Origin of the sequence: Actinosynnema sp. NPDC002837 (assembly GCF_040295345.1) — a bacterium.
In the GTDB taxonomy this organism is placed as follows: Bacteria; Actinomycetota; Actinomycetes; order Mycobacteriales; family Pseudonocardiaceae; genus Actinosynnema.
Window position 1 is genome coordinate 53,333 of the sequence record NZ_JBEOVG010000011.1, and the last position, 20,058, is coordinate 73,390.

General features: G+C 73.7%; 12 protein-coding genes. 7 read left to right on the forward strand and 5 right to left on the reverse strand.

All coding sequences use genetic code 11. The annotated features are described in order from the left end of the window. Position 1: 1 nt before the first annotated feature. Entirely contained in the window at positions 2-2,362 is a 2,361-nt protein-coding gene (locus ABTZ99_RS10840; RefSeq protein WP_499610343.1) for a PEP/pyruvate-binding domain-containing protein, read from the forward strand. Here ABTZ99_RS10840 and ABTZ99_RS10845 read toward each other — a convergent pair whose 3' ends face one another. Beyond that, complete coding sequence (locus ABTZ99_RS10845) at positions 2,363-6,862, reverse strand: tetratricopeptide repeat protein (protein WP_499610345.1); 4,500 nt, start codon at positions 6,860-6,862, stop codon at positions 2,363-2,365. It lies immediately after the preceding gene. 172 nt (positions 6,863-7,034) lie between these two features. On the opposite strand from ABTZ99_RS10845, the gene ABTZ99_RS10850 reads away from it, so the two are divergent. Next, on the forward strand, positions 7,035-8,165 hold the full coding sequence (locus ABTZ99_RS10850) for a cellulose-binding domain-containing protein (RefSeq protein WP_499610348.1): 1,131 nt from the start codon (positions 7,035-7,037) through the stop codon (positions 8,163-8,165). Positions 8,166-8,252: 87 nt separating this feature from the next. Here the strand turns inward: ABTZ99_RS10850 and ABTZ99_RS10855 are convergent, their stop codons facing one another. Both ABTZ99_RS10855 and ABTZ99_RS10860 read right to left on the reverse strand, forming a co-directional pair. Further along, positions 8,253-10,130 (reverse strand): S8 family peptidase, encoded by a 1,878-nt coding sequence (locus ABTZ99_RS10855; protein WP_498778713.1) that lies wholly within the window; start codon positions 10,128-10,130, stop codon positions 8,253-8,255. Positions 10,131-10,484: 354 nt separating this feature from the next. Beyond that, positions 10,485-12,746, reverse strand: coding sequence for an ATP-binding cassette domain-containing protein (locus ABTZ99_RS10860; protein WP_499610351.1), 2,262 nt, complete (start codon positions 12,744-12,746; stop codon positions 10,485-10,487). 77 nt (positions 12,747-12,823) lie between these two features. Here ABTZ99_RS10860 and ABTZ99_RS10865 point away from each other — a divergent pair, with 77 nt between their 5' ends. From ABTZ99_RS10865 to ABTZ99_RS10885, 5 genes are all read left to right on the forward strand, one after another. Further along, positions 12,824-13,612, forward strand: a complete 789-nt coding sequence (locus ABTZ99_RS10865) for a TetR/AcrR family transcriptional regulator (RefSeq protein ID WP_498778711.1) — start codon at positions 12,824-12,826, stop codon at positions 13,610-13,612. Positions 13,613-13,758: 146 nt separating this feature from the next. Further along, positions 13,759-14,520: a putative protein N(5)-glutamine methyltransferase gene (locus ABTZ99_RS10870; protein WP_499610353.1), complete on the forward strand. Its 762-nt coding sequence runs from the start codon at positions 13,759-13,761 to the stop codon at positions 14,518-14,520. 72 nt (positions 14,521-14,592) lie between these two features. After that, positions 14,593-15,774, forward strand: coding sequence for an FAD-dependent monooxygenase (locus ABTZ99_RS10875; protein WP_499610355.1), 1,182 nt, complete (start codon positions 14,593-14,595; stop codon positions 15,772-15,774). Beyond that, positions 15,775-17,325 (forward strand): hypothetical protein, encoded by a 1,551-nt coding sequence (locus ABTZ99_RS10880; protein WP_499610357.1) that lies wholly within the window; start codon positions 15,775-15,777, stop codon positions 17,323-17,325. Positions 17,326-17,329: 4 nt separating this feature from the next. Further along, positions 17,330-17,956, forward strand: a complete 627-nt coding sequence (locus ABTZ99_RS10885; RefSeq protein WP_499610360.1) for a TetR/AcrR family transcriptional regulator — start codon at positions 17,330-17,332, stop codon at positions 17,954-17,956. A gap of 3 nt (positions 17,957-17,959) precedes the next feature. Here ABTZ99_RS10885 and ABTZ99_RS10890 read toward each other — a convergent pair whose 3' ends face one another. Beyond that, complete coding sequence (locus tag ABTZ99_RS10890) at positions 17,960-18,883, reverse strand: GNAT family N-acetyltransferase (RefSeq protein WP_499610362.1); 924 nt, start codon at positions 18,881-18,883, stop codon at positions 17,960-17,962. Then, the gene (locus ABTZ99_RS10895; RefSeq protein ID WP_499610364.1) at positions 18,880-20,037 is read right to left on the reverse strand and encodes a winged helix DNA-binding domain-containing protein; all 1,158 of its coding nucleotides are present in this window, start codon (positions 20,035-20,037) and stop codon (positions 18,880-18,882) included. The genes ABTZ99_RS10890 and ABTZ99_RS10895 overlap by 4 nt, the downstream gene beginning before the upstream one ends. Between the last annotated feature and the right edge of the window lie 21 nt (positions 20,038-20,058).

Consider the following 20,058-nt stretch of genomic DNA (forward strand, 5'->3'; position numbering starts at 1 on the left):
CATGGGGACCACCGCGCTGGTGCTGCCGCTCGCCGATCCCGCCGCGGACCTGGAGGCGGTCGGCGGGAAGGGCGCCTCGCTGGCCAGGCTCGCCGCCGCGGGCCTGCCCGTGCCGGACGGCTTCCACCTGACCACGCACGCCTACCGCCGGGCCACCGCGGGCCTCGACGCCGAGATCCGGGCCGGCCGGGGAGGCGAGGCCGCGATCGCCGCCGCGTTCGAGCGCCTGGACCTGCCCGACGACATCGCCGACGCCATCCGCGCCGCCCTGCCGCCGGGACCGGTCGCGGTGCGGTCGTCGGCCACCGCCGAGGACCTGCCGGACCTGTCGTTCGCCGGACAGCACGACACCTTCCTCGACGTGTCCGGCGACGAGGTGCTGAACGCGGTCAAGCGGTGCTGGGCGTCGCTGTGGACCGCACGCGCCGTCGCCTACCGCGCCCGCAACGGCATCACCGACGTGGCGATCGCCGTCGTCGTGCAGCAGATGGTGGCCGCCGACGCGGCCGGTGTCCTGTTCACCGCGAACCCCGTGACCGGCGCGCGGACCGAGACCGTGGTCAACGCCGCGCCCGGCCTGGGCGAGGCGCTGGTCGGCGGCACGGTCACCCCCGACGAGTACGTCGTGTCCGCCGACGGCGCGGTGCGCGGGTCCGGTTCGCTGCTCTCCCACGCGCAGGTGCGGGAACTGGCCGCGTTGGGCTCACGCGTCCAGGACCTGTACGGCGTGCCGATGGACGTCGAGTGGGCCGTGGCCGGCGGGCGGATCGCGGTGTTGCAGGCCAGGCCGATCACCGCGCTGGCCGAGGTCTGGAACGACACCCTGCGCGGCGACTACCTGTGGACGTGCGCGAACCTTCGCGAGGCCGTGCCGAGCGTGATGTCGCCCGCCACCTGGTCGTTCGCGAAGGTGCTCGCCCAGCCGCCGATCGCCGGCCACCCGACGTCGGGCAACATCGGCGGCCGGTTCTACCTCAACCTCAGCGCCGCGCTGGCCGTCGGTCGGGCGCTCGGCCTGAGCCGGTTCATGTGGCGGACGGTCGAGCTGTACTTCGGCCGCGTCCCGGCCGGTGTCGAGGTGCCGCCGCTGCCGCTGTCCCGCCTGGCGGTGCTGCGGGCGGCGATCGGGGCGGCGCTGCCGTTCCTGCGGCAGAACCGGGAGTTCCGGGCGAGGATCGACGGCCTGCTGGCCTCCGCGCCGGGTCGGGCCGAACGGCTGCACGCCGCCTTCCGCGCCGCCTCGACGCCCGCCGACCTGCTCGCGCTGTGGCGGTCCGACGTGCACGACGTGCTGCACGTGGACGCCAAGGTGTTCGACGCCGGCGCGCGCAACGGCTCGATGTCGTCGGCCAAGGTGCGCCGCAAGCTCGCCGCGCTCGTGGGCGAGGACGACACCACCGCGTTGCTGACCGGCGCGCACGGCGCGGCGGGGGAGTTGGAGAGCCTCGGCCCGGTGCTCGGCCTCGCGCGGCTCAAGCGCGGCGAGATCACCCGCGAGGCCTACGCCCGGCAGTACGGCCACCGGTTCGCCGACGAGTTCGAGGTGTCCGCGCCGCGCCCGGCCGAGGACCCGGAGTGGCCGCGCCCGGACGACGTCGGCGTCGAGCCCGAAGAGCTGCTGGCCAGGCAGGCGGCCGTGCGCGACGCGGCGTGGGCGCGACTGCGCGCCGCGCACCCCGGCAAGGTCGACCGGCTGCGCCGCGAGGTGGACGGGCTCGCCGCGCTGGCCCGTGAGCGGGAGCGGGCGCGGTCGGAGTTCGCGCGCACGTTCGCCGTGCTGCGGGCGTTCCTGGTGCGGGCGGGCGAGGTCACCGGACACGGCGACGCGGTGTTCTTCCTGCCGATCGAGGAGACCTTGCGCGTCCTCGAAAGCGACGAGACGCCGTTGGCGTCGGTGCCGGCCCGCCGTGCCGCCTACGACCGCTACCGCGCGCTGCCGCCCTACCCGACCGTGATCCGGGGCCGGTTCGACCCCGAGGCGTGGGCCGCCGACCCGAACCGCCGGACCGACGTGCACGACGCCGCCGCGGCGCCCCTCGGCGACGCGGTGTCCGGCTTCCCCGGCGCGGCGGGCGTGGTGGAAGGCGTCGCCAGGGTGATCCACGACGTCGCCGACGGCGCCGCCCTCCAGCCCGGCGAGGTCCTGGTGACCACGGTGACCAACATCGGCTGGACCCCGCTGTTCCCGCGCGCCGCCGCCGTGGTCACCGACGTCGGCGCGCCCCTGTCGCACGCCGCGATCGTCGCCCGCGAGCTGGGCATCCCCGCCGTCGTCGGCTGCGGCAACGCCACCACCCGCATCAGGACCGGCGACCGCGTCCGCGTGGACGGCGGGCGCGGCGCCGTGACCGTGCTGGGGTGATCACTCCCGGCGGGGCAGCTGCCCGGTCGGCCCGCTGGTCACGGTCAACCGGCCGGGACCGAACGTGACCTGCCCGGTCGGACCGGGCGACACCGTCGCGCCGCCCGCCTGGAGGTCGGCCTCGAAACCGGGCAGCTTGAGCCGGATCAGCGCGGGCAGCAGCACGGCCACGGTGAACAGCCCCACCAGCACCGGCGTGGTGGCCGTCAGCATCACCGCGGTCACCTTGCTGGAGAAGAAGAACGCCGTCCACATCGTGCCGAGCAGCAGCAACGAGATCGTCGCCACCGCGTAGCCGCCCCAGATCGCGGGCGCCACCGCCTTCAGCTCCCGTTCCAGGAGCTGGAGGTTCCGCTGCGCCTCGACGTGACCGCGACTGCGCTTGAGGCACTCCCGCAGGTGGTGCATGGCGCGCAGCCGGTAGCCGAACCGGCCGCGCGCGTCGGCGGCCAGCGACCCCATGCGGTGGTGCGCCACACCGGCCACGAAGTGCGGGTCCGCCTCCGCGTCCGGCGCGGTCTCGATCGCCGACTGCGCCTGCGCGTACGCCTCCGCGTGCAGGTCCGGGTTCTGCTGCTTGTCGCCGCGCTGCACCAGCAGCCGCGCCAGCGCCAGGTGCGTGCGCCACTTGCGCGACGCGTCCTGCCGCTGCTCGGCCTGCCGCAGCACGGACTCCGCCTCCGCCTCGTCGCCGGCCCTGGCCAGCGCCTGCGCCAACCCGATCGCCGCCGCGCCCGAGGCCGGGTCGATCGCCGCCGCCTGCCGGAACTCCCGTTCGGCGTCGGACAGCCGCTCCTCGCCCAGCTGCAGGAACAACGCGCCCAGCTCGACGTGCGCGTTCACGTCGTACCAGTCCCGCTCGACGGCCTTGCCCAGCTCGACCTCGGCTTCCTCGTACCGCCCCATCTGGACGTACAGCGCGCCGAGGTCGGCGTGGCTGCCGTGGTGCGGGTCGACCTCCAACGCCTGGCGCAGGTGGTACTCGGCGGAGGCCAGGGCGCCGCGCCGGAAGGCGAGCACGCCGAGGCACACGTGCACGGCCGCGGAGACCCGCCGGTCGAGCAGCCCGCCGGCCAGGCCCTCCGCCTCGCGCCACCGCCGCTCGCCGTCCTGCCGCGCCAGCGCCCACACCAGGGCCAGCACGTAGTCGTAGTCCTCCGGGCGGTCCACCAGCGCGGCCCGGAACTCCTTCTCGGCGGTCACGAGGTCGTCGCCGGTGAACGCCACCCAGCCCAGGGCGTGGTGCGACGCCGCGCGCTCGTAGTCGTCGCGGGCGTCGGCGAGCAGCGCGGCGAACACCCGACGCGCCTCGCCCAGCCGGCGGGCGTCGTGGTGGATCCACCCCAGCTCGAACCTCGGCCCGCGCAGGTGCGGCACCCGGGCGCAGAACTCGGCGACCAGGCGTTCGGCCTCACCGAGGCGGCGCAGGGTGCGCAACGTCGCCGACTGCGCGACCACCAGGTCCTCGTCGAAGGGGTCGACGGCGCGTGCGGCGGCGAACTGCTCCTCGGCGCGGTCGAACGCGCGGACGTGGTCGTGCACCTTGGCCAGCAGCACGTGCAGGTCCACCACGCCCGGCGCGTTCACCAACGCCTGCCGCGCGGTCTCCTCCGCCTCCTCGAACCGGTTGAGGAGGATCAACGCGGCGACCCGCGCCTCGTAGGCGGCGACGTGCCCGCGGTCGAGTTCGAGGGCGCGCCCGGTCACCACCAGCACGCGGTCGAGATCACCCATGTCGCCGTGCAGCCACGCGGCCGTGACCAGGACGTCCGGCTCGTCGCGCCGCACGTCGAGCATCCGGTCCGCGGCGACGAGCGCCTCGGGGTACCGGCGGGCCGCGCGCAGCAGGCTCACCTTGGTGCGCCACGCCCACTCGTGCTCCGGCCGCAGTTCCAGCGCGCGTTCGACCTCGGCGAACGCCGCCTCGCCGCGGCCGAGGTCCGAGTGCAGCCAGGCGATGTCGACGCGCAGGTCGGCGTCGTCGGGGAAGCGCGCCAACGCCTCGTCGGCCGCCCGCCCGGCCTCGTCGAACCGGCGGGCGAGCCGCAGCACGCGGATCCTCCGGCGGTGGGGCAGCGCGGCGGCCGGGTCGACCGCCGACGCCCGGTCCAGGTGGGTCAGCGCCTCGTCGACGAGGTGCCGGGCGGCGGCGAGCTCGGCGGCGGTCACGTGCAGGCTCGACGAGTCGGGGTGCAGCGCCGCCGCCCTGGCCGCCGTCTCCAGCGCCTCGTCCACCCGACCGGCGGTGTGCAGGAGCGCGGTCCGGCTGCGCAACGCCCACTCGTGCTCCGGGTCGAGCGCCAGCGCGGCGTCCACCGACGTCAGGGCGTCCGGCACCCGGTGGCGGTCGGCGTGCAGCCAGGCGACGGTGACGTGCAGGTCGGGGTCGTCGGTGATCCGGGCCAGCGCCTCCTCCGCCGCGCGGCCGGCCTCGTCGAACCGGCGGGCTTCGCGCAGGTGGCCGATCAGGTTCCGCACGGCGTCCCGGTCCTCGGGTTCGATCGCCAGCGCGCGTTCGGTCGCGGTCACGGCGTCGTCGTGCCGTCCGGCCTGGCTGTAGGCGTCGGCCAGGCGCAGGAGCGTGGACACGTCCTCGGGTTGCTGCTCGGCGGCGGCTTCCGCCGCGAGCAGGGCCTCCGGCACCCGGCCCAGGGCGTCGAGCGCGACGATCCGCGCGCTGTGCGCCCCGGAGTGCCGCGGTTCGAGCGCCAGGGCCCGCTCGGCCGACGCCACCGCCTCGTCCAGCCGGCCGCGGGCGATGTGCAGGCGGGCGATCGTGACGTGCAGCTCGGCGTCGTCGGGCTGCCGGCGCACGGCGTCCGCCGCCGCGGAGGCAGCCTCGTCGAACCGCTTCGCGTAGGTCAGGAACCTGACCCGGCTGCGCAGCGCCCAGGCGTGGTCGGGGGACAGGCGCAGCGCGCCGGTGACCGCCTCGACGGCCTCGTCCTCCAGGTCGAGCGCGCTCAACGCCCACGCGTGCTCCACGCCCAGGTCGGGATCGTCCGGGCGCAGCGCCACGGCGTCCCGCCCCGCCTGCGCGGCCTCCTCGCGCCGGCCGAGGTGGCCGAGGCAGTCGATCCGCGCCTGCAACGCGTTGGTGTCGCGAGGGGTGACCACCAAGGCGCGCTCGACGTGGTCGAGGGCTTCCCCGTGCCGGCCCTCGTCGGCGTGCAGGCGCGCCAGCGCGAGGTGGATCGCGGGGTCGCGGGGGTGCCACGCCAGCGCCCGCTCGCCGGTCTCCAGCGCCTCCTCGGACCGACCGGCGTCGCGGAGGACCATGATCTTGCGGCGCAACGCGGGCGCGTGCCGCGGCACACCGGCCAACGCCCGGTCGCAGCACGCGACGGCGAGGTCGGTCTCGCCGCGGCCCAGGTGCACGCCGGCCAGGGTGAACTGGAGGTCCGGGTCGTCCGGGTAGTGCGCCAGGCCCACGCCCGCCGCCGCTTCGGCCTCGTCGTACCGGTCCGCCGAGACCAGGATCGAGATCCGGCTCCGCACCACCGACTCGTGCGTCGGCGTGATCGCCGCGGCGCGGTCCAGGTGCTCCATCGCCCGGTCGTGCTCGTCGCGCGCGGCGTGCAGCCAGGCCGTGGAGACGAGGAACATCACGTCGGACGGGTGCCGGTCCGCCGCGTCGGCCGCCTGCTCCAGCGCGTCGTCGGTGCGACCGAGCGACTGGAGCAGGTCGATGCGGCTCTCCAACGCCCAGCGGTGCGCGGGGTCGAGCGCCAGCGCCCGGTCGACGGCGGCCAGGGCTTCGTCGTGGCGGTGCTGGTCGCTGAGCACCCACGCGTGCTCGACGTGCAGCCGGGGCACGGAGGGCACCGCCGCCACCGCGGCTCCGGCCACCCGTTCGGCCTCGTCGTAGCGGTGCTGGAGGCGCAGCGCGGTGATCTTCCACTCGAACGCGTCCGGGTAGCGCGGGTCGAGGTCCAGTGCCGCGTCGTAGCACGCCACCGCCTCGGCGAACTCGTAGGAGGCCGAGTGGACGCGACCGAGGACGTAGTGGGCCTTCGGCGTGCCGGGGTGGCTCCGGACCGCCTCCGCGGCGGTCGCCTTCGCCTCGTCAAGGCGGGTCAGGTTGGCCAGGGCGACGGCGAGCCAGCCGGTGGTGCGCCAGTCGTCCGGTGCGAGGCGGCGGGCCTCGGTGAAGGCCGCGAGCGCCTCGCGCGGCCGCCACGCGTCCAGGTGCGCCCGGCCGAGGGCCAGGCGCAGCGGCACGCTGTCCGGGTACCGGGTGATCGCCTCGGCGGCCACGGCGAACGCCTCGTCGTCGCGATACGTGCGGGACAGGGTCGCGACGCGCCACGCGAGCAGGCGGTCGTCGTCGTCCGCGAACAGCGCCAGCGCCTCGTCGTACCGGTGCCGGGCCAGCGATAACCGGCCACGCACGATCCGCAGGTCGGTGTCGTCGGCGGAGTGGTCGTGCCCGGCCAGGGCCTCGGCCCGGTCCAGTTCACCCTGGCGGCGCAGCCGGTCGATCTCGGCGGCGGTGGGCATTGGTCCCCCTCGGTGGCCCGGTCCGTTGTGGATCACAGTGCACGGTAGTCCGCGACGCCGGACGCCTTCGCCGGAATCGCCGTTGCGGCAGCCGGAGTATTCCATCGGGGTGACGGAATCGTTACAGTCAGTTTCTGGGAACGCTCCCAGATACGACAACGAAGGGGTTGTTGTGCGAAATCTGCTGGCGGCGGTGGCCGCTGTGGTGTCGATAGCCGGGTTGGTGGTGATCGGCGGGACCAGTACGGCGGGTGCTGCTCCCGTCTGCGCCGTGGACTACAAGCTCAACCAGTGGGCCACCGGGTTCACCGCCAACGTGACCGTGACCAACCAGTCCGCTCCGGTCACCTCGTGGAAGCTCACCTGGACCTTCACCGGCAACCAAGTGGTCAGCTCCGGCTGGAGCGCCGACGTGAAGCAGTCCGGCGCCGTGGTGACGGCGTCCAACATGCCGTGGAACGGCTCGCTGGCCACGGGCGCGAGCGCCCAGTTCGGCTTCCAGGCCACCTACAGCGGCTCGAACGCGACGCCGACCGACTTCGCGTTCAACGGCGTCTCGTGCAGCGGCGACCCGACCACGACCACGACGACGTCGACCACCACGTCCACGAGCACCACGACGTCGACCACGACGACGACCACCACGACCGACGTGCCCCCGGGCGACTGCGGCACGGCGACGCTGTGCGACGGCTTCGAGCAGCAGACCGGGTCCGCGCCGAGCGGCCGGTGGACCGTCGGCGCGGCCAACTGCACCGGCCAGGGCACGGTCAGCATCGACAACTCGGTCGCGCGCAGCGGCTCGAAGTCGGTGCGGGTCAACGGCGCGTCGGGCTACTGCAACCACATCTTCTTCGGCACCCCGCTCACCGGCACGAGCGTGGTGCACGGCCGCTTCTACGTCCGCCACACCACGGCCCTGCCGATGGCGCACGTGACGTTCATGGCCATGAAGGACTCCGCCGACGGCGGCAAGGACCTGCGCATGGGCGGCCAGAACTCGGCGCTGCAGTGGAACCGCGAGTCCGACGACGCGACCCTGCCCGAGCAGAGCCCGGTCGGCGTGTCGAAGAGCAAGCCGCTGCCCACCGGCCAGTGGAACTGCGTGCAGTTCACCGTGGACCCGGCGGGCCGGATCTCCACCTCGTTGAACGGCGCGGTGGTCGAGGGCCTGGTGGCCGACGGCGTGTCCACCCCCGACGTCGACGGCCAGTGGCTGCGCAAGACCAACTGGCGTCCGGCGGTCACCGACCTGCGGCTGGGTTGGGAGAGCTACGGCGACGGCGCGAACACCCTCGGCTAGCCCGACGGGGCCAGCGGCCCCTCCCCCATCGGGGGGTGAGGTGTGGCGGGGGTCAGGGCCGGTGCGCCGGCCCTCCCCACGTTCGGCTCAGGCCGCGTTCACCGAGACGTCGTCCACCACGAACGAGGTCTGGTAGGACCAGTCCTCCACGCCGGAGAAGCTCAGCGTGACGGTCTGGCCCGCGTACGCGCCCAGGCTGAAGGTGCGCACCTCGTAGCCGGACGGGTTGAGGTTGGTGTAGGTCGCCAGGGTGGTGCCGGCCACCGCGACGGTGAAGGTGTCGAACACCTCCGGCTCGTACTCGTCGGTGCTGATCTTCAGCCACAGCGACAGCGTGGTGTTCGTGCAGCCCGCCGGGACGGTGACGGTCTGGGTCAGCGTCTCGGTGTTGCTGTAGCCGTAGCCGCTGATCCACGAGGAGCGGGTGCCGGAGCGGGGCGAGCCCTCGCCGGTCCACGCGGCGATGGTGTGGGTGGCGTTCGCCCAGCCGGTGGTGCCGCTCTCGAAGCCGCCGTTGACCGCCTTCTCACCCGGCGCGGCGCACGTGCCGCCCGTCGGGTTGACGGTCCAGGTGAACGTGGTGCTCGCGGACTTGCCCGCGCTGTCGGTCGCCGTCGCGGTCACGGTGTGGGAGCCCGCGGCGGTGGGCGTGCCGGAGATCAGGCCGGTGGACGCCGCGATCGCGAGGCCGGGCGGCAGGCCGGTGGCCGACCAGGTGTACGGCGGCGCGCCGCCGGAGGCCTTGAGCTGCAGGCTGGTGGCCGTGCCGACGCTGCCGGTCTGGTTGCCCGGCGGGGTGACCGACGGGTTGCCGGGCCCGGGGTCGCCGGTGTTGACGAACAGCAGCTGGTTCGGCGAGCCGGTGCCCGGGCTGGTGATCTTGTCCGGGGTGGCGTTGCCGATCATCGCGCTCGCGACCTGCGCGGGCGTCAACGACGGCGTGGCGCCGAGCAGGACCGCGGCGCCGCCGGCGACGTGCGGCGCGGCCATGGACGTGCCGCTGATGGTGTTGGTGGCGGTGTCGTTGGTCATCCACGCCGAGGTGATGTTCTGGCCGGGCGCGAAGATGTCCGTGCACGTGCCCCAGTTGGAGAACGAGGCGCGGGCGTCGGTGTTGGTCGACGCGTTGACCGTGATCGCCTCGGCGACGCGGGCCGGGGTGAAGTTGCACGCGTTGGCGTTGGAGTTGCCCGACGCGATCGCGTAGGTCACGCCGTCGGCGATGGAGTTGCGGACCGCGGTCTCGCCGGTCACGTCGCTGCCCTGGCCGCCCAGGCTCATGTTGGCCACGGCCGGGCCGGAGGTGTGGTGGCCGGTGACCCAGTCGATGCCCGCGGCGACACCGGCGAACGAGCCGGAGCCCGAGCAGTTGAGCACCTTGACCGCGATCAGCCGCACGCCCTTGGCGACGCCGTGGGCCGTGCCGCCGACCGTGCCCGCCACGTGCGTGCCGTGGCCGTTGCAGTCGGTGTTGTTGGTGTCGACGGTGTTGGTGCCCCAGGTGGCCCGGCCGCCGAAGTCGGAGTGCGTGGTCCGGATGCCGGTGTCGATGATGTAGGCGGTGACGCCGGTGCCGTCGTTCGGGTAGGTGTAGGACGAGTCGAGCGGCAGGTTGCGCTGGTCGATGCGGTCCAGGCCCCACGACGGCGGGTTCGGCTGGGTCGCGGTCGCCTTGACCTCGCCGTTCTGCTGGACGTAGGCCACGCCGGGCTCGGCGGCCAGGCGGCGCGCGTCCCGTTCGGACAGCGTGCCCGCGAAGCCCTTCAGCGCGTTGCGGTAGGTGTAGTCGACCTTGGCGTCGTACTTGGCGCTGAGGTCGGCGGTGAGCGCGTCGACGCTCTGGGTGGACAGCTCGTTGTACACGACGATGTAGCTGTCCGCGATGGCGGTCGGGTTGTCGGCGCCGAGGATGTCGGCTTCGGCCACGGCGGGTGTGGCGCCGGTGGCCAGTGCCGCGGTGGTCATCGCCACCGCGGCTAACGCGAGCAGGGCTCGTCTGGATCCGCGAACGTCTCCCATTGCAGGGTTCTCCCTCGTGCAGGGGTTCCGGCAGACCCATAGCGGCGCGGGTCGGCCGGGGAGTGGAGGTTCTGCGATCACGTTCGCGCGGACGTGATCGGCAACGTTAGAGGACCGCTCGGTACCGGACAATCGGCCGGCAGTGGGAACGACCTGCGGTATTCCGAACGACGACCACGATCGGGCACCCACGCCCCATTGGCCAATAATCTTAATAACTTCAGTGTCAGCTGAACCGAGCCTTCTCCCGGCGCCGGACGTGGCACCGGGAGAAGGCTCGGTGAAAAGCAGCCGGGACGGTCAGCGGCCGACGTAGGCGCCGAGGTGCCGGGCGGTCAGGGTGGAGCCGTTCTCGACCAGGTCGGCGGGGGTGCCGGTGAAGACGACCCGGCCGCCGTCGTGCCCGGCGCCGGGACCGAGGTCGATGATCCAGTCCGCGTGCGCCATGACGGCCTGGTGGTGCTCGATCACGATGACGGTGTTGCCGTCGTCCACGAGCCGGTCGAGCAGGGCGAGCAGCTGGTCGACGTCGGCGAGGTGCAGGCCGGTGGTCGGCTCGTCGAGGACGTAGGTGGACGACTTCTCGGCCATGTGGATGGCGAGCTTGAGCCGTTGCCGCTCGCCGCCGGACAGCGTGGTGAGGGGTTGGCCGAGGGAGAGGTACCCGAGGCCGACGTCGACGAGCCGGTCGAGGACGGCCTTGGCCTGCTTCTCGGTGAAGAAGTCGCGGGCCTCGGTGACGGACATGCCGAGCACCTCGCTGATGTTGCGGCCGCGCAGGGTGTGGGTGAGGACCTCGGCGGTGAACCGCTTGCCCTCGCACTCCTCGCAGACGGAGGCGACGCCGGCCATCATCGCGAGGTCGGTGTAGACGAGGCCGATGCCCTTGCACTTGGGGCAGGCGCCTTCGGAGTTGGCGCTGAAGAGGGCGGGTTTGACGCCGTTGGCCTTGGCGAAGGCGGTGCGGATGGGGTCGAGCAGCCCGGTGTAGGTGGCGGGGTTGGAGCGTCGTGAGCCGCGGATGGGCGCCTGGTCGACGGTGACGACGTCGTCGCGGTGGGCGAGGGAGCCGTGGATGAGCGAGCTCTTGCCGGAGCCGGCGACGCCGGTGACGACGGTGAGGACGCCGAGGGGGATGTCGACGTCGACGCCTTTGAGGTTGTGCAGGGTGGCGCCGGTGATGGGGAGCAGGCCGGTGGGCGTGCGGACCTGGTCGCGGAGTCGGGCGCGGTGGTCGAGGTGGCGGCCGGTGAGGGTGCCGGAGGCGCGGAGTTCGTCGACGGTGCCGGTGAACGTGATGTGGCCGCCGTTGGCGCCCGCGCCGGGGCCGAGGTCGACGACGTGGTCGGCGATGGCGATGGCCTCGGGTTTGTGCTCGACGACCAGGACGGTGTTGCCCTTGTCGCGCAGGCGGAGCAGGAGGTCGTTCATGCGCTGGATGTCGTGGGGGTGCAGGCCGACGGTCGGCTCGTCGAAGACGTAGGTGACGTCGGTGAGGGCGGAGCCGACGTGGCGGACCATCTTGACGCGTTGGGCCTCGCCGCCGGAGAGGGTGGCGGCGGGTCGGTCGAGGCTGAGGTAGCCGAGGCCGATCTCGACGAGGTTGTCGAGGAGTTCTTTGAGGGTGGTGAGCATGGGGCCGACGGAGGGGTCGGTGATCTTGGCGACCCAGTCGGCGAGGTCGCTGATCTGCATGGTGGAGCAGTCGGCGATGTTCACCCCGTCGATCTTGGCGGAGAGGGCGGCGGCGTTGAGGCGGGCGCCGCCGCAGGCGGGGCAGTCGGTGAAGGTGACGGCGCGGTCGACGAAGGCGCGGATGTGGGGTTGCATGGATTCCCGGTCCTTGCCCAGGTAGAGGCGTTGGACTTTGACCAGGAGGCCTTCGTAGGTGACGTTGGTCTTGCCGATTTTGACTTTGGTGGTTTCGCGGTTGAGAAAGGCGTCCCATTCTTCGTCGGTGAAGTCCTGGAGCTTCTTGTCGGGGTCGTAGAAGCCGGATTGGACGTAGGTCTGGACGTACCAGTTGTCGACGGTGAAGCCGGGGACGGTGATGGCGCCTTCGGTGAGGGATCTGGTGCGGTCGACGAGCTGGTCGACGTCGACGGTGGAGACGCGGCCGAGGCCTTCGCACCGCGGGCACATGCCTTCGGGGAGGTTGAAGCTGAAGGCGCCGGAGGTGCCGACGTGCGGTTGGCCGAGGCGGCTGAAGAGGATGCGGAGCATGGTGTGGGCGTCGGTGGCGGTGCCGACGGTGGAGCGCGAGTTGGCGCCCATGCGTTCCTGGTCGACGATGATGGCGGCGCTGAGGTTGCGCAGGGCGTCGACGTCGGGGCGGCCGAGGCTGGGCATGAAGGACTGGATGAACGCGGTGTAGGTCTCGTTGATGAGTCGTTGGGACTCGGCGGCGATGGTGCCGAAGACGAGGGAGGACTTGCCGGAGCCGGAGACGCCGGTGAAGACGGTGAGTCGTCGTTTGGGGATGTCGACGGAGACGTCGGCGAGGTTGTTCTCCCTGGCGCCGCGTACTTGGATGACGTCGTGGCTGTCTGCTGGTGCGGCCATCGCCTGGCTTTCCCCCTGCTTTGTTTATGCCGTAAGGTGCTCGCGGCACGGTACTTTACGCTGTAAGGGGTGGGCAAGTGGCGGTCTTCGCCGGGCAGGGTGACGCGCGTCGGTCGATGCGGCTGCTGTGGCGTGCGCCGGGTGGTGGTGCGGGGTCGGGGCTGTCGGTGGACGTGATCGTGGACGCGGCGGTCGAGGTGGCGGACCGGGACGGCATGGCGGCGTTGTCGATGCGTGCGGTGGGGGAGCGGTTGGGGCGTTCGGCGATGGCGTTGTACACGTACGTGCCGAGCAAGGCGGAGTTGTTGGACCTGATGTACGACCGGGTGTTGGGGGAGTTGCCGTCGGAGTACCCGGCGGAGGGCGGGTGGCGGGTGGCGTTGCGGGCGTGGGCGCGGGACGCGCGGGACTTCTTCCTGGCTCACCCGTGGGTGTTGCAGGTGTCGCAGGCGCGGCCGGTGTTGGGGCCGAACGAGTTCCTGATGGTGGAGGTGCTGCTGCGGATCCTGCGGCCGACGGGGTTGGACGTGTCGGTGTTGCGGGGTGTGGTGGGTGCGCTGGTGCAGTTCGTGCGCGGTGCGGCGGGGGTGATCGCGGAGGCGCGGCGGGCGGCGCGGGAGACGGGGATGACGGACGAGGAGTGGTGGTTCTCGCGCTCGGCGGTGTTCGAGGAGGTGGCCCCGGACTTCGCCGAGCGCTTCCCGCTGTCGGCGTGGCTGGGCGCCGAGGAGCCGCCGCCGGTGGAGGGGGACGACTGCGTGCCGTACCTGGAACGGGACGCGGTGGGGAACTTCGTGACGGGGTTGGAGGTGTTGTTGGACGGCGTGGAGGCCGCGGTGGCGCGTGCGCGCGCCGGCGGGGGTTGAGGTCGGTGGGCGGTGATATACGGTGTGCCGGTTGGCGCGGACGAGGGAGGTGGGACCCATTTCTGCTGGTGTGCATCGGGTCGCTCCCGGCCGCGTCGTGGCGGTGTGAGGGGCGCCCTCGGGTTTCACGAGAGGCGTTCGTTCCCATGGATGTTGATGTCGTCGCACGGTTGCGTGCGGCCGGGTGTGTGTTTGCCGAGGACGAGGCGCGGGTGTTGGTGGCGGCCGCGCGTGGGCCGGAGGAGTTGGAGTCGTTGACGGCCCGGCGGGTGGCCGGGTTGCCGCTGGAGCACGTGGTGGGGTGGGCGGAGTTCTGCGGGTTGCGGGTGGTGGTGGAGCCGGGGGTGTTCGTGCCTCGCCGCCGCACGGAGTTCCTGGTGCGGGTGGCGGTGGGGGCCGCGCGGGCGAGGGGCGTGGTGGTGGACCTGTGCTGCGGGTCGGGTGCGGTGGGTGCGGCGGTGGTCGATCGGGTGGCCGGGGTGGAGTTGCACGCGGTGGACGTGGATCCGGTGGCGGTGGCGTGTGCTCGGCGCAACGTGGGTTCGCATCGGGTGTACGCGGGTGATCTCTACGAGCCGTTGCCGGTGTCGTTGGCGGGGCGGGTCGACGTCCTGGTGGCGAACGCGCCGTACGTGCCGACCGGGGCGATCGGGTTGATGCCGCCGGAGGCGCGTGAGCACGAGCCGCGGGTGGCGTTGGACGGCGGGACGGACGGTCTGGACGTGCAGCGGCGGGTGATCGCGGGTGCGGCGCGCTGGTTGGCGCCGGGTGGGCGGTTGTTGGTGGAGACGGGCGCGCGGCAGGCGGCGGGGACGGTGGCGGCGTTCGCGGCGGGTGGGTTGCGCGCGGAGGTCGTGTCGGACGAGGAGTTGTCGGCGACCGTGGTGATCGGTTCGGTGTCGTCCTGATCCGGCATTGAGCGAGTGCTCAAAACTGGCTACCCTCCGTTTTGAGCACTCGCTCAAAACAGGGGGTGGCCGGTGGTCGGGCGAACAGTGGTCGTGGTCGGTGGCGGTATCGGTGGTCTGGCGGCGGGGGTCGCGCTGCGCCGGGCCGGGTGGCGGGTCGTGGTGCTGGAACGCGCGGCCGGGTTCGGCGAGGTCGGCGCGGGGCTCTCGCTGTGGCCGAACGCGATGCGCGCGCTCGGGGCGCTCGGGGCGCTCGGGGTGGCGGAGCGGGTCCGGGCGGTCGGCGCGGTGGAGACGGCGGGCGGTGTGCGCGGCCGCTCCGGCCGGTGGCTGTCGCGGCTGGACAACGCCGAGATCACGCGGCGGCACGGCGTGCCGCTGGTCGTGGTGCGCCGGGCGGACCTGGTCCGCACGTTGGCGGAGGCGTTGCCGCCGGGGTGCCTGCGGTCGGACAGCGAGGTGTCCGCGGTGCGGTCGGACGGTGACGCGATGGTGGTCGAGCACCGGGGCGGGGTCGTGCGGGCGGACCTGGTGGTCGGCGCGGACGGTGTGCACAGCGGGGTGCGGCGGCAGTGGTGGCCGCACGCGCGGGCGCCGCGCTACGCGGGGTGCACGGCGTGGCGCATGATCACCGAGCCCGTCGCCGAGCCGCCGGGGGAGGGCGCGGTGATCTGGGGTCGCGGTGAGCGGTTCGGGTTCACCGCGCTGCCGGGTGGGCGGTTCTACTGCTTCGGGACGGCGGCGGTGCCCGCCGGCGGGGTCGCCGCCGACGGTGAATTGGCCGCCGTGCGCGACCGGTTCGGCGACTGGCCGGACCCGGTGCCCGCGCTGCTGGCGGCGGTGCCGGAGGGCGGTGTGGTCCGCCACGACGTGCACGTCCTGCCGCCGTTGACGAGCTGCGTGCGCGGCCGGGTGGTGTTGACGGGGGACGCGGCGCACGCGATGGACCCGGCCTTGGGGCAGGGCGCGGGTCAGGCCTTGGAGGACGCGGTCGTGCTGGCCGACTGCCTGGTCTCCGAGGACGCGAGCGTGGGTTCGGCGCTGGTGCGCTACGACCGGGTGCGGGGGCCGCGGACCCGGAGGGTGGTGCGGCGTTCGGCGCGGCTGGGCCGGCTGGCCCGGTGGTCGTGGCCGCCCGCGGTGGCGGCGCGTGATCTCGCCGCCAGGCTGACCCCGGCCTCCGTGACGCTGCGGGCCATGGCGCCGGTCCTCGGGTGGACGCCACCCGGCGTGCCGGCGGGCGCGGGGCGCTGAATGCCGGACTGGACCTACCACCCGCTGCGCGGGATCGCCGCCGCGCTGCTGGGGACCCCTCGCTCCCGGCGGGTCGCGTTGCGGACGTTGGCTACGGTCGGGTCGTGGCCTGGCGGCGGCCGGCTGGTGTCGTGGGGGTTCGGGCACCGTCATCCGCCGTCGCGGCTGGCCGGCGTGGTCGCCGGCGTCCCGGTGCGCGTTCGGCTGGGCGCGGTGGTGCCGCCGGGTGCGGCGCGGGACGCGGTGCGGGCGTTGCCGCTGCTGGGCGCGGGGGTGGTCGAGGTGGCGCCGGTCGGGCCCGCGGACGTCGACGTGGTGCGTGAGGCCGTCGCGGGCCGACGGGTGCCGGTGGTGGTGCGGGCGACGGAGCAGGCCGTGGTGGAGGCGCTGTCGCCGCACGTCGACGCGGTCCGGGTCGGGGCCGATCCGCACGTGGTCCACCTGGCGTCGACGTCCACGGCAGGTGCCGCCGACCTCCTCGTCGATCCGGCCAAGGCGGTCCTGGTCACGCCCGAGGTGCTGGTGCGGGCCGGTCCGGGGTTCTTCGCGCGGGTCGTGGAGGCGGCGACGCCCACCGGTCCGGCGCCGTCGGTGCGCGACGTCGGCCGTGATCCCCGGCGGTGGCCGGCGTGGTGGTGGGGTGTGCTGGTCGGGCTGGGCATGATCGTCGCGGGCTCGGGCGCCGCCGCGATCACCCTCGGTCCGGTGCTGCTGTGGTACGACCGCGGTTTCCTCGGCGCGGACGTGGCCGGGCTGCACGGGATCAACCACCACCTGGTGCACTTCCTGCAGCACGACCGGATCACCATGGCGGGCACGATGATCGCGATCGGCGTGCTCTACGTGGGCCTGGCGGGTGGCGGCATGCGGACGGGCCGGCCGTGGGCCCGTGAGGCGTTCCTCGTCTCCGGGTGGGTCGGGTTCCCGACGGTGCTCTACTTCCTCGGGGTCGGGTTCGTGGAGCCGCTGCACACCGCGGCGGCCGTGGTGCTGTTCCCGATGTTCCTGGCCGCCACCCGGCGTCGTCCGCACGACCCCCGGTGGACCGCGCGCCCGGACGGGCCCGAGCACGAGTGGCGCCGGGCGCTGGTCGGGCAGTTGCTCCTGGTGTGCACGGGGGTCGGCCTGTTCGCGGGTGGGGTGGTGGTGTCGGCGGTCGGTCTGTCGGACGTGTTCGTGACCTCCGACCTGGAGTTCCTGCGGACCGGGGCGGAGGCGTTGCGGGCGGCCAACCCCCGGCTGCCGGGGTTCGTCGCGCACGACCGGGCGGGTTTCGGCGGGGCGCTGATGTCCGCGGCCGCCGCGATCACGCTGCTCGGCGCGTGGGGCTGGCGTCGGGGCGAGGCGTGGGTGTGGTGGTCGCTCGCCCTGGCCGCCGCCGCGGGGTTCCAGCCCGCGGTCGTCGTGCACGGCGCCATCGGCTACACCGACGTGGGCCACCTGGCGCCGGTCTTCGTCGGGATCGGCCTCACCGCGACCGCCCTGGCCCTCGCCCGGCCCTACCTGTGCGCACGCCCGGCGGAGGTCCGCGCGGCCGCGCCCCTACCGTGATGACATGGCCGACACCCGACAGCGACTGATCGACGGCGCGATCGAGACCATCCGGCGGCACGGCATCACCGGGACGTCCGCGCGCACGATCGCCGCCACCGCCGGCGTCAACCAGGCCTTGGTGTTCTACCACTTCGGCAGCGTGCACGAGCTGCTGGAAGCGGCGTGCCTGGCCGCGACCGAGGCCAGGGTGGCGCCGTTCGCGGCCCGGCTGGACGAGGTCGCCGACCTGCGGCAGCTGCTGGACCTCGGCCGGCGGCTGCACGCCGAGGAACGCTCGCTGGGCAACGTCATGGTGCTCGCCCAGGTGCTCGCCGGCGCGCAGGCGGACCCGGCGCTGGCCAAGGCGACGTCCGCGGCGTTGGAGCTGTGGGTCCGGCCGGTCGAACGTGCCCTGGACCGGCTGCTGGCCGACTCGCCGGTGGCCGACCTGGTGGACACCGCCGGGCTCGCCCGCGCCGTGTGCGCCGGGTTCATCGGCCTGGAGCTGTTCGAGGGCGTCGACCCCGCCGGCGCGAACGCCGCGCTGGACGCCCTGGAGCGCGTGGCGGCGCTGGTCGACGTGGTGCAGGAGCTCGGCCCGGTCGCCCGCCGCGCGCTGGCCGCCAAGCTCCGCCGGTCCGCGACGTGACGGTCAGGTCCCGACCACGCCGTCGCTGAGCTCGCGCGCGATGTCGAGGTGGCCGACGTGGCGCGCGTACTCCTGCAGCAGGTGGAACAGGATCCAGGCGAGCGTGGCGGGCGGCACCTCCGGCCGGTTCCAGCGGGCGGCGCGGTCGGTGAGGGCGGCCTCGGCGGCGATGTCGCGCGACCGGGCGCACTGCTCGAGGTAGAACGCCCGGACGCGGTCGGTGGTGTCGTCGTCCTCGACGACCCACTCGGCGCGCTTGACATCGGGGTTGCCGTAGGGGTGGGCGATCTCCTCGCCGCGGAAGCACCAGCGCAGCCAGCGCAGTTCCACGTGCGCCAGGTGCTTGACCATCGCCAGCGGCGTCCAGCCGGTCGGCAGGCGGCTGGTGCGCAGCTCCTCCTCCGACATGCCGTCGATCTTGCGGAGCACGGCGTCGCGGTAGAAGTCGAGGTAGGCCACGAGCAGCTCGCCGGTGTCGGCGAGGTCGGGCGACGGCTCGGTCGGCACGGCGATGCGCGCGCAGACGCGGGCGCCGTCGACCTCCAGGGTGGCGCCTGCCTTGCGGAGCAGGGTCGTGGCGGCGACGTTGTCGGTGGTGGTGTCGGCGACGATCGTGGTGACGCCGCGTCTGGAGGCCTCCTCGACCACGCGGCGCAGCGCGGCGAGACCGATGCCGTTGCCCCGGGCGCAGCGGGCGACCCAGATGCCGGTCTCGCCCTTGGCGGTGAGCCGGACCATGCCGACGGTGCGGTCGTCCTCCACGATCTCGTAGGCGTCGTCCTGGAAACCGCGGTAGAACTCGCGGAACTCGTCGGGCCGGTCGACCGTCCAGCCCGGTGGCATCACGTCGCCCGGGTCGGTGTCGGCCACCGCGAGTCCGAGCAGCCGTTCCACCGCGCAGTCGTCCACCTTCCGCAACAGGATCATGTCGCCAACTCCTTCTCCAACGGTGTCCGGAAGCGGGGGATCACGCGCACCCCGCCGAGCCAGGACGCCAACCGGTCCGCCTCCCGGGCGATCGCTGCCTCCGCATCCGCGCCGACGTCCTCGAGGAGTTCCCACACCAGTCCGCCGTCGGCGCGTTGGGCCCACCCGCCGACGACCGCGCCGTCGCACCACACGGTGGGACCCACGTTGCCCGCCGTGTCGAACAGGCGTGGCCGGTGCCGGTCGGGGAGGTACCAGCCGCGAGCCTGCCACCCCATCGGTGTCGGATCCAGTGCCGGCAGCAGCGCGACCCACGGCGGCGGGTCCTCGACGGGGTCGAGGTCCTCGGGCAGGGCGTAGCCGGGGCCGGTGGACAGCTCCACCGCGACGGCGCCCGCCGCGGCGAGGGCCTTGCGGGTGTGCCCCAGGTTCCAGCCGGTCCACCACTTGAGGTCGGCCTCGGTGCCGGGCCCGTAGGAGGCGAGCCAGCGGCGGGCCAGTTCGGCGCGCGCGGCGTCGGGCTCGACCTCGGGCCACGGCGTGGCGGGCTCCCAGCGGAACCGGGTGCTCAGCCACGTGCCGAGGGGACGACCACGCCGCATCCGGCCCTCGGCGGCCAGGACGCGGACGATGCGGCTGGACACGTTCTGGCGGGTCTCGTAGGGCTTGCCGGCCGCGACGACGACCTGGTCGAGCAGGTCCGGCACGTCGCGGGTGAGGTCGACGGTGGTGGCCGCACCCCGCTGCCGCAGAGCCTCCAGCGTGGCGTCCTCGACCGCGGCGAGCCGGTCGGCGTCCCAGCCGACGCCCTCGGCCAGGTAGCCGAGCAGCTTCCGCCGTTCCGCCGCGGCGACGGCGGCGCCCGCGGCGGCCTGCACCACGGGGGCGGTCGCCGCGGTGACGGCGAACATCGTGCGGCGCATGCACAGCAGCCGTTCCACCGTCCCCCGCTCGTAGAGCGCGGCCTCCACCGCCTCCACCGAAGGCCGTTCCAGGCGGGCGCACGCGGACAGGAACACCGTGGCGGGATCGGTGGCGTGCAGGCCCACGACCGCGTCGACCACGTCCTCCACCTCGGCGGCACGGGTGGACAGCAGGTGGCGGACGCCGAGGCGGGCGCGCCGCCCGGCGTCGTCGATCTTGGCGAGGGTCACCGGCCCATCCTCGGCGCTCTA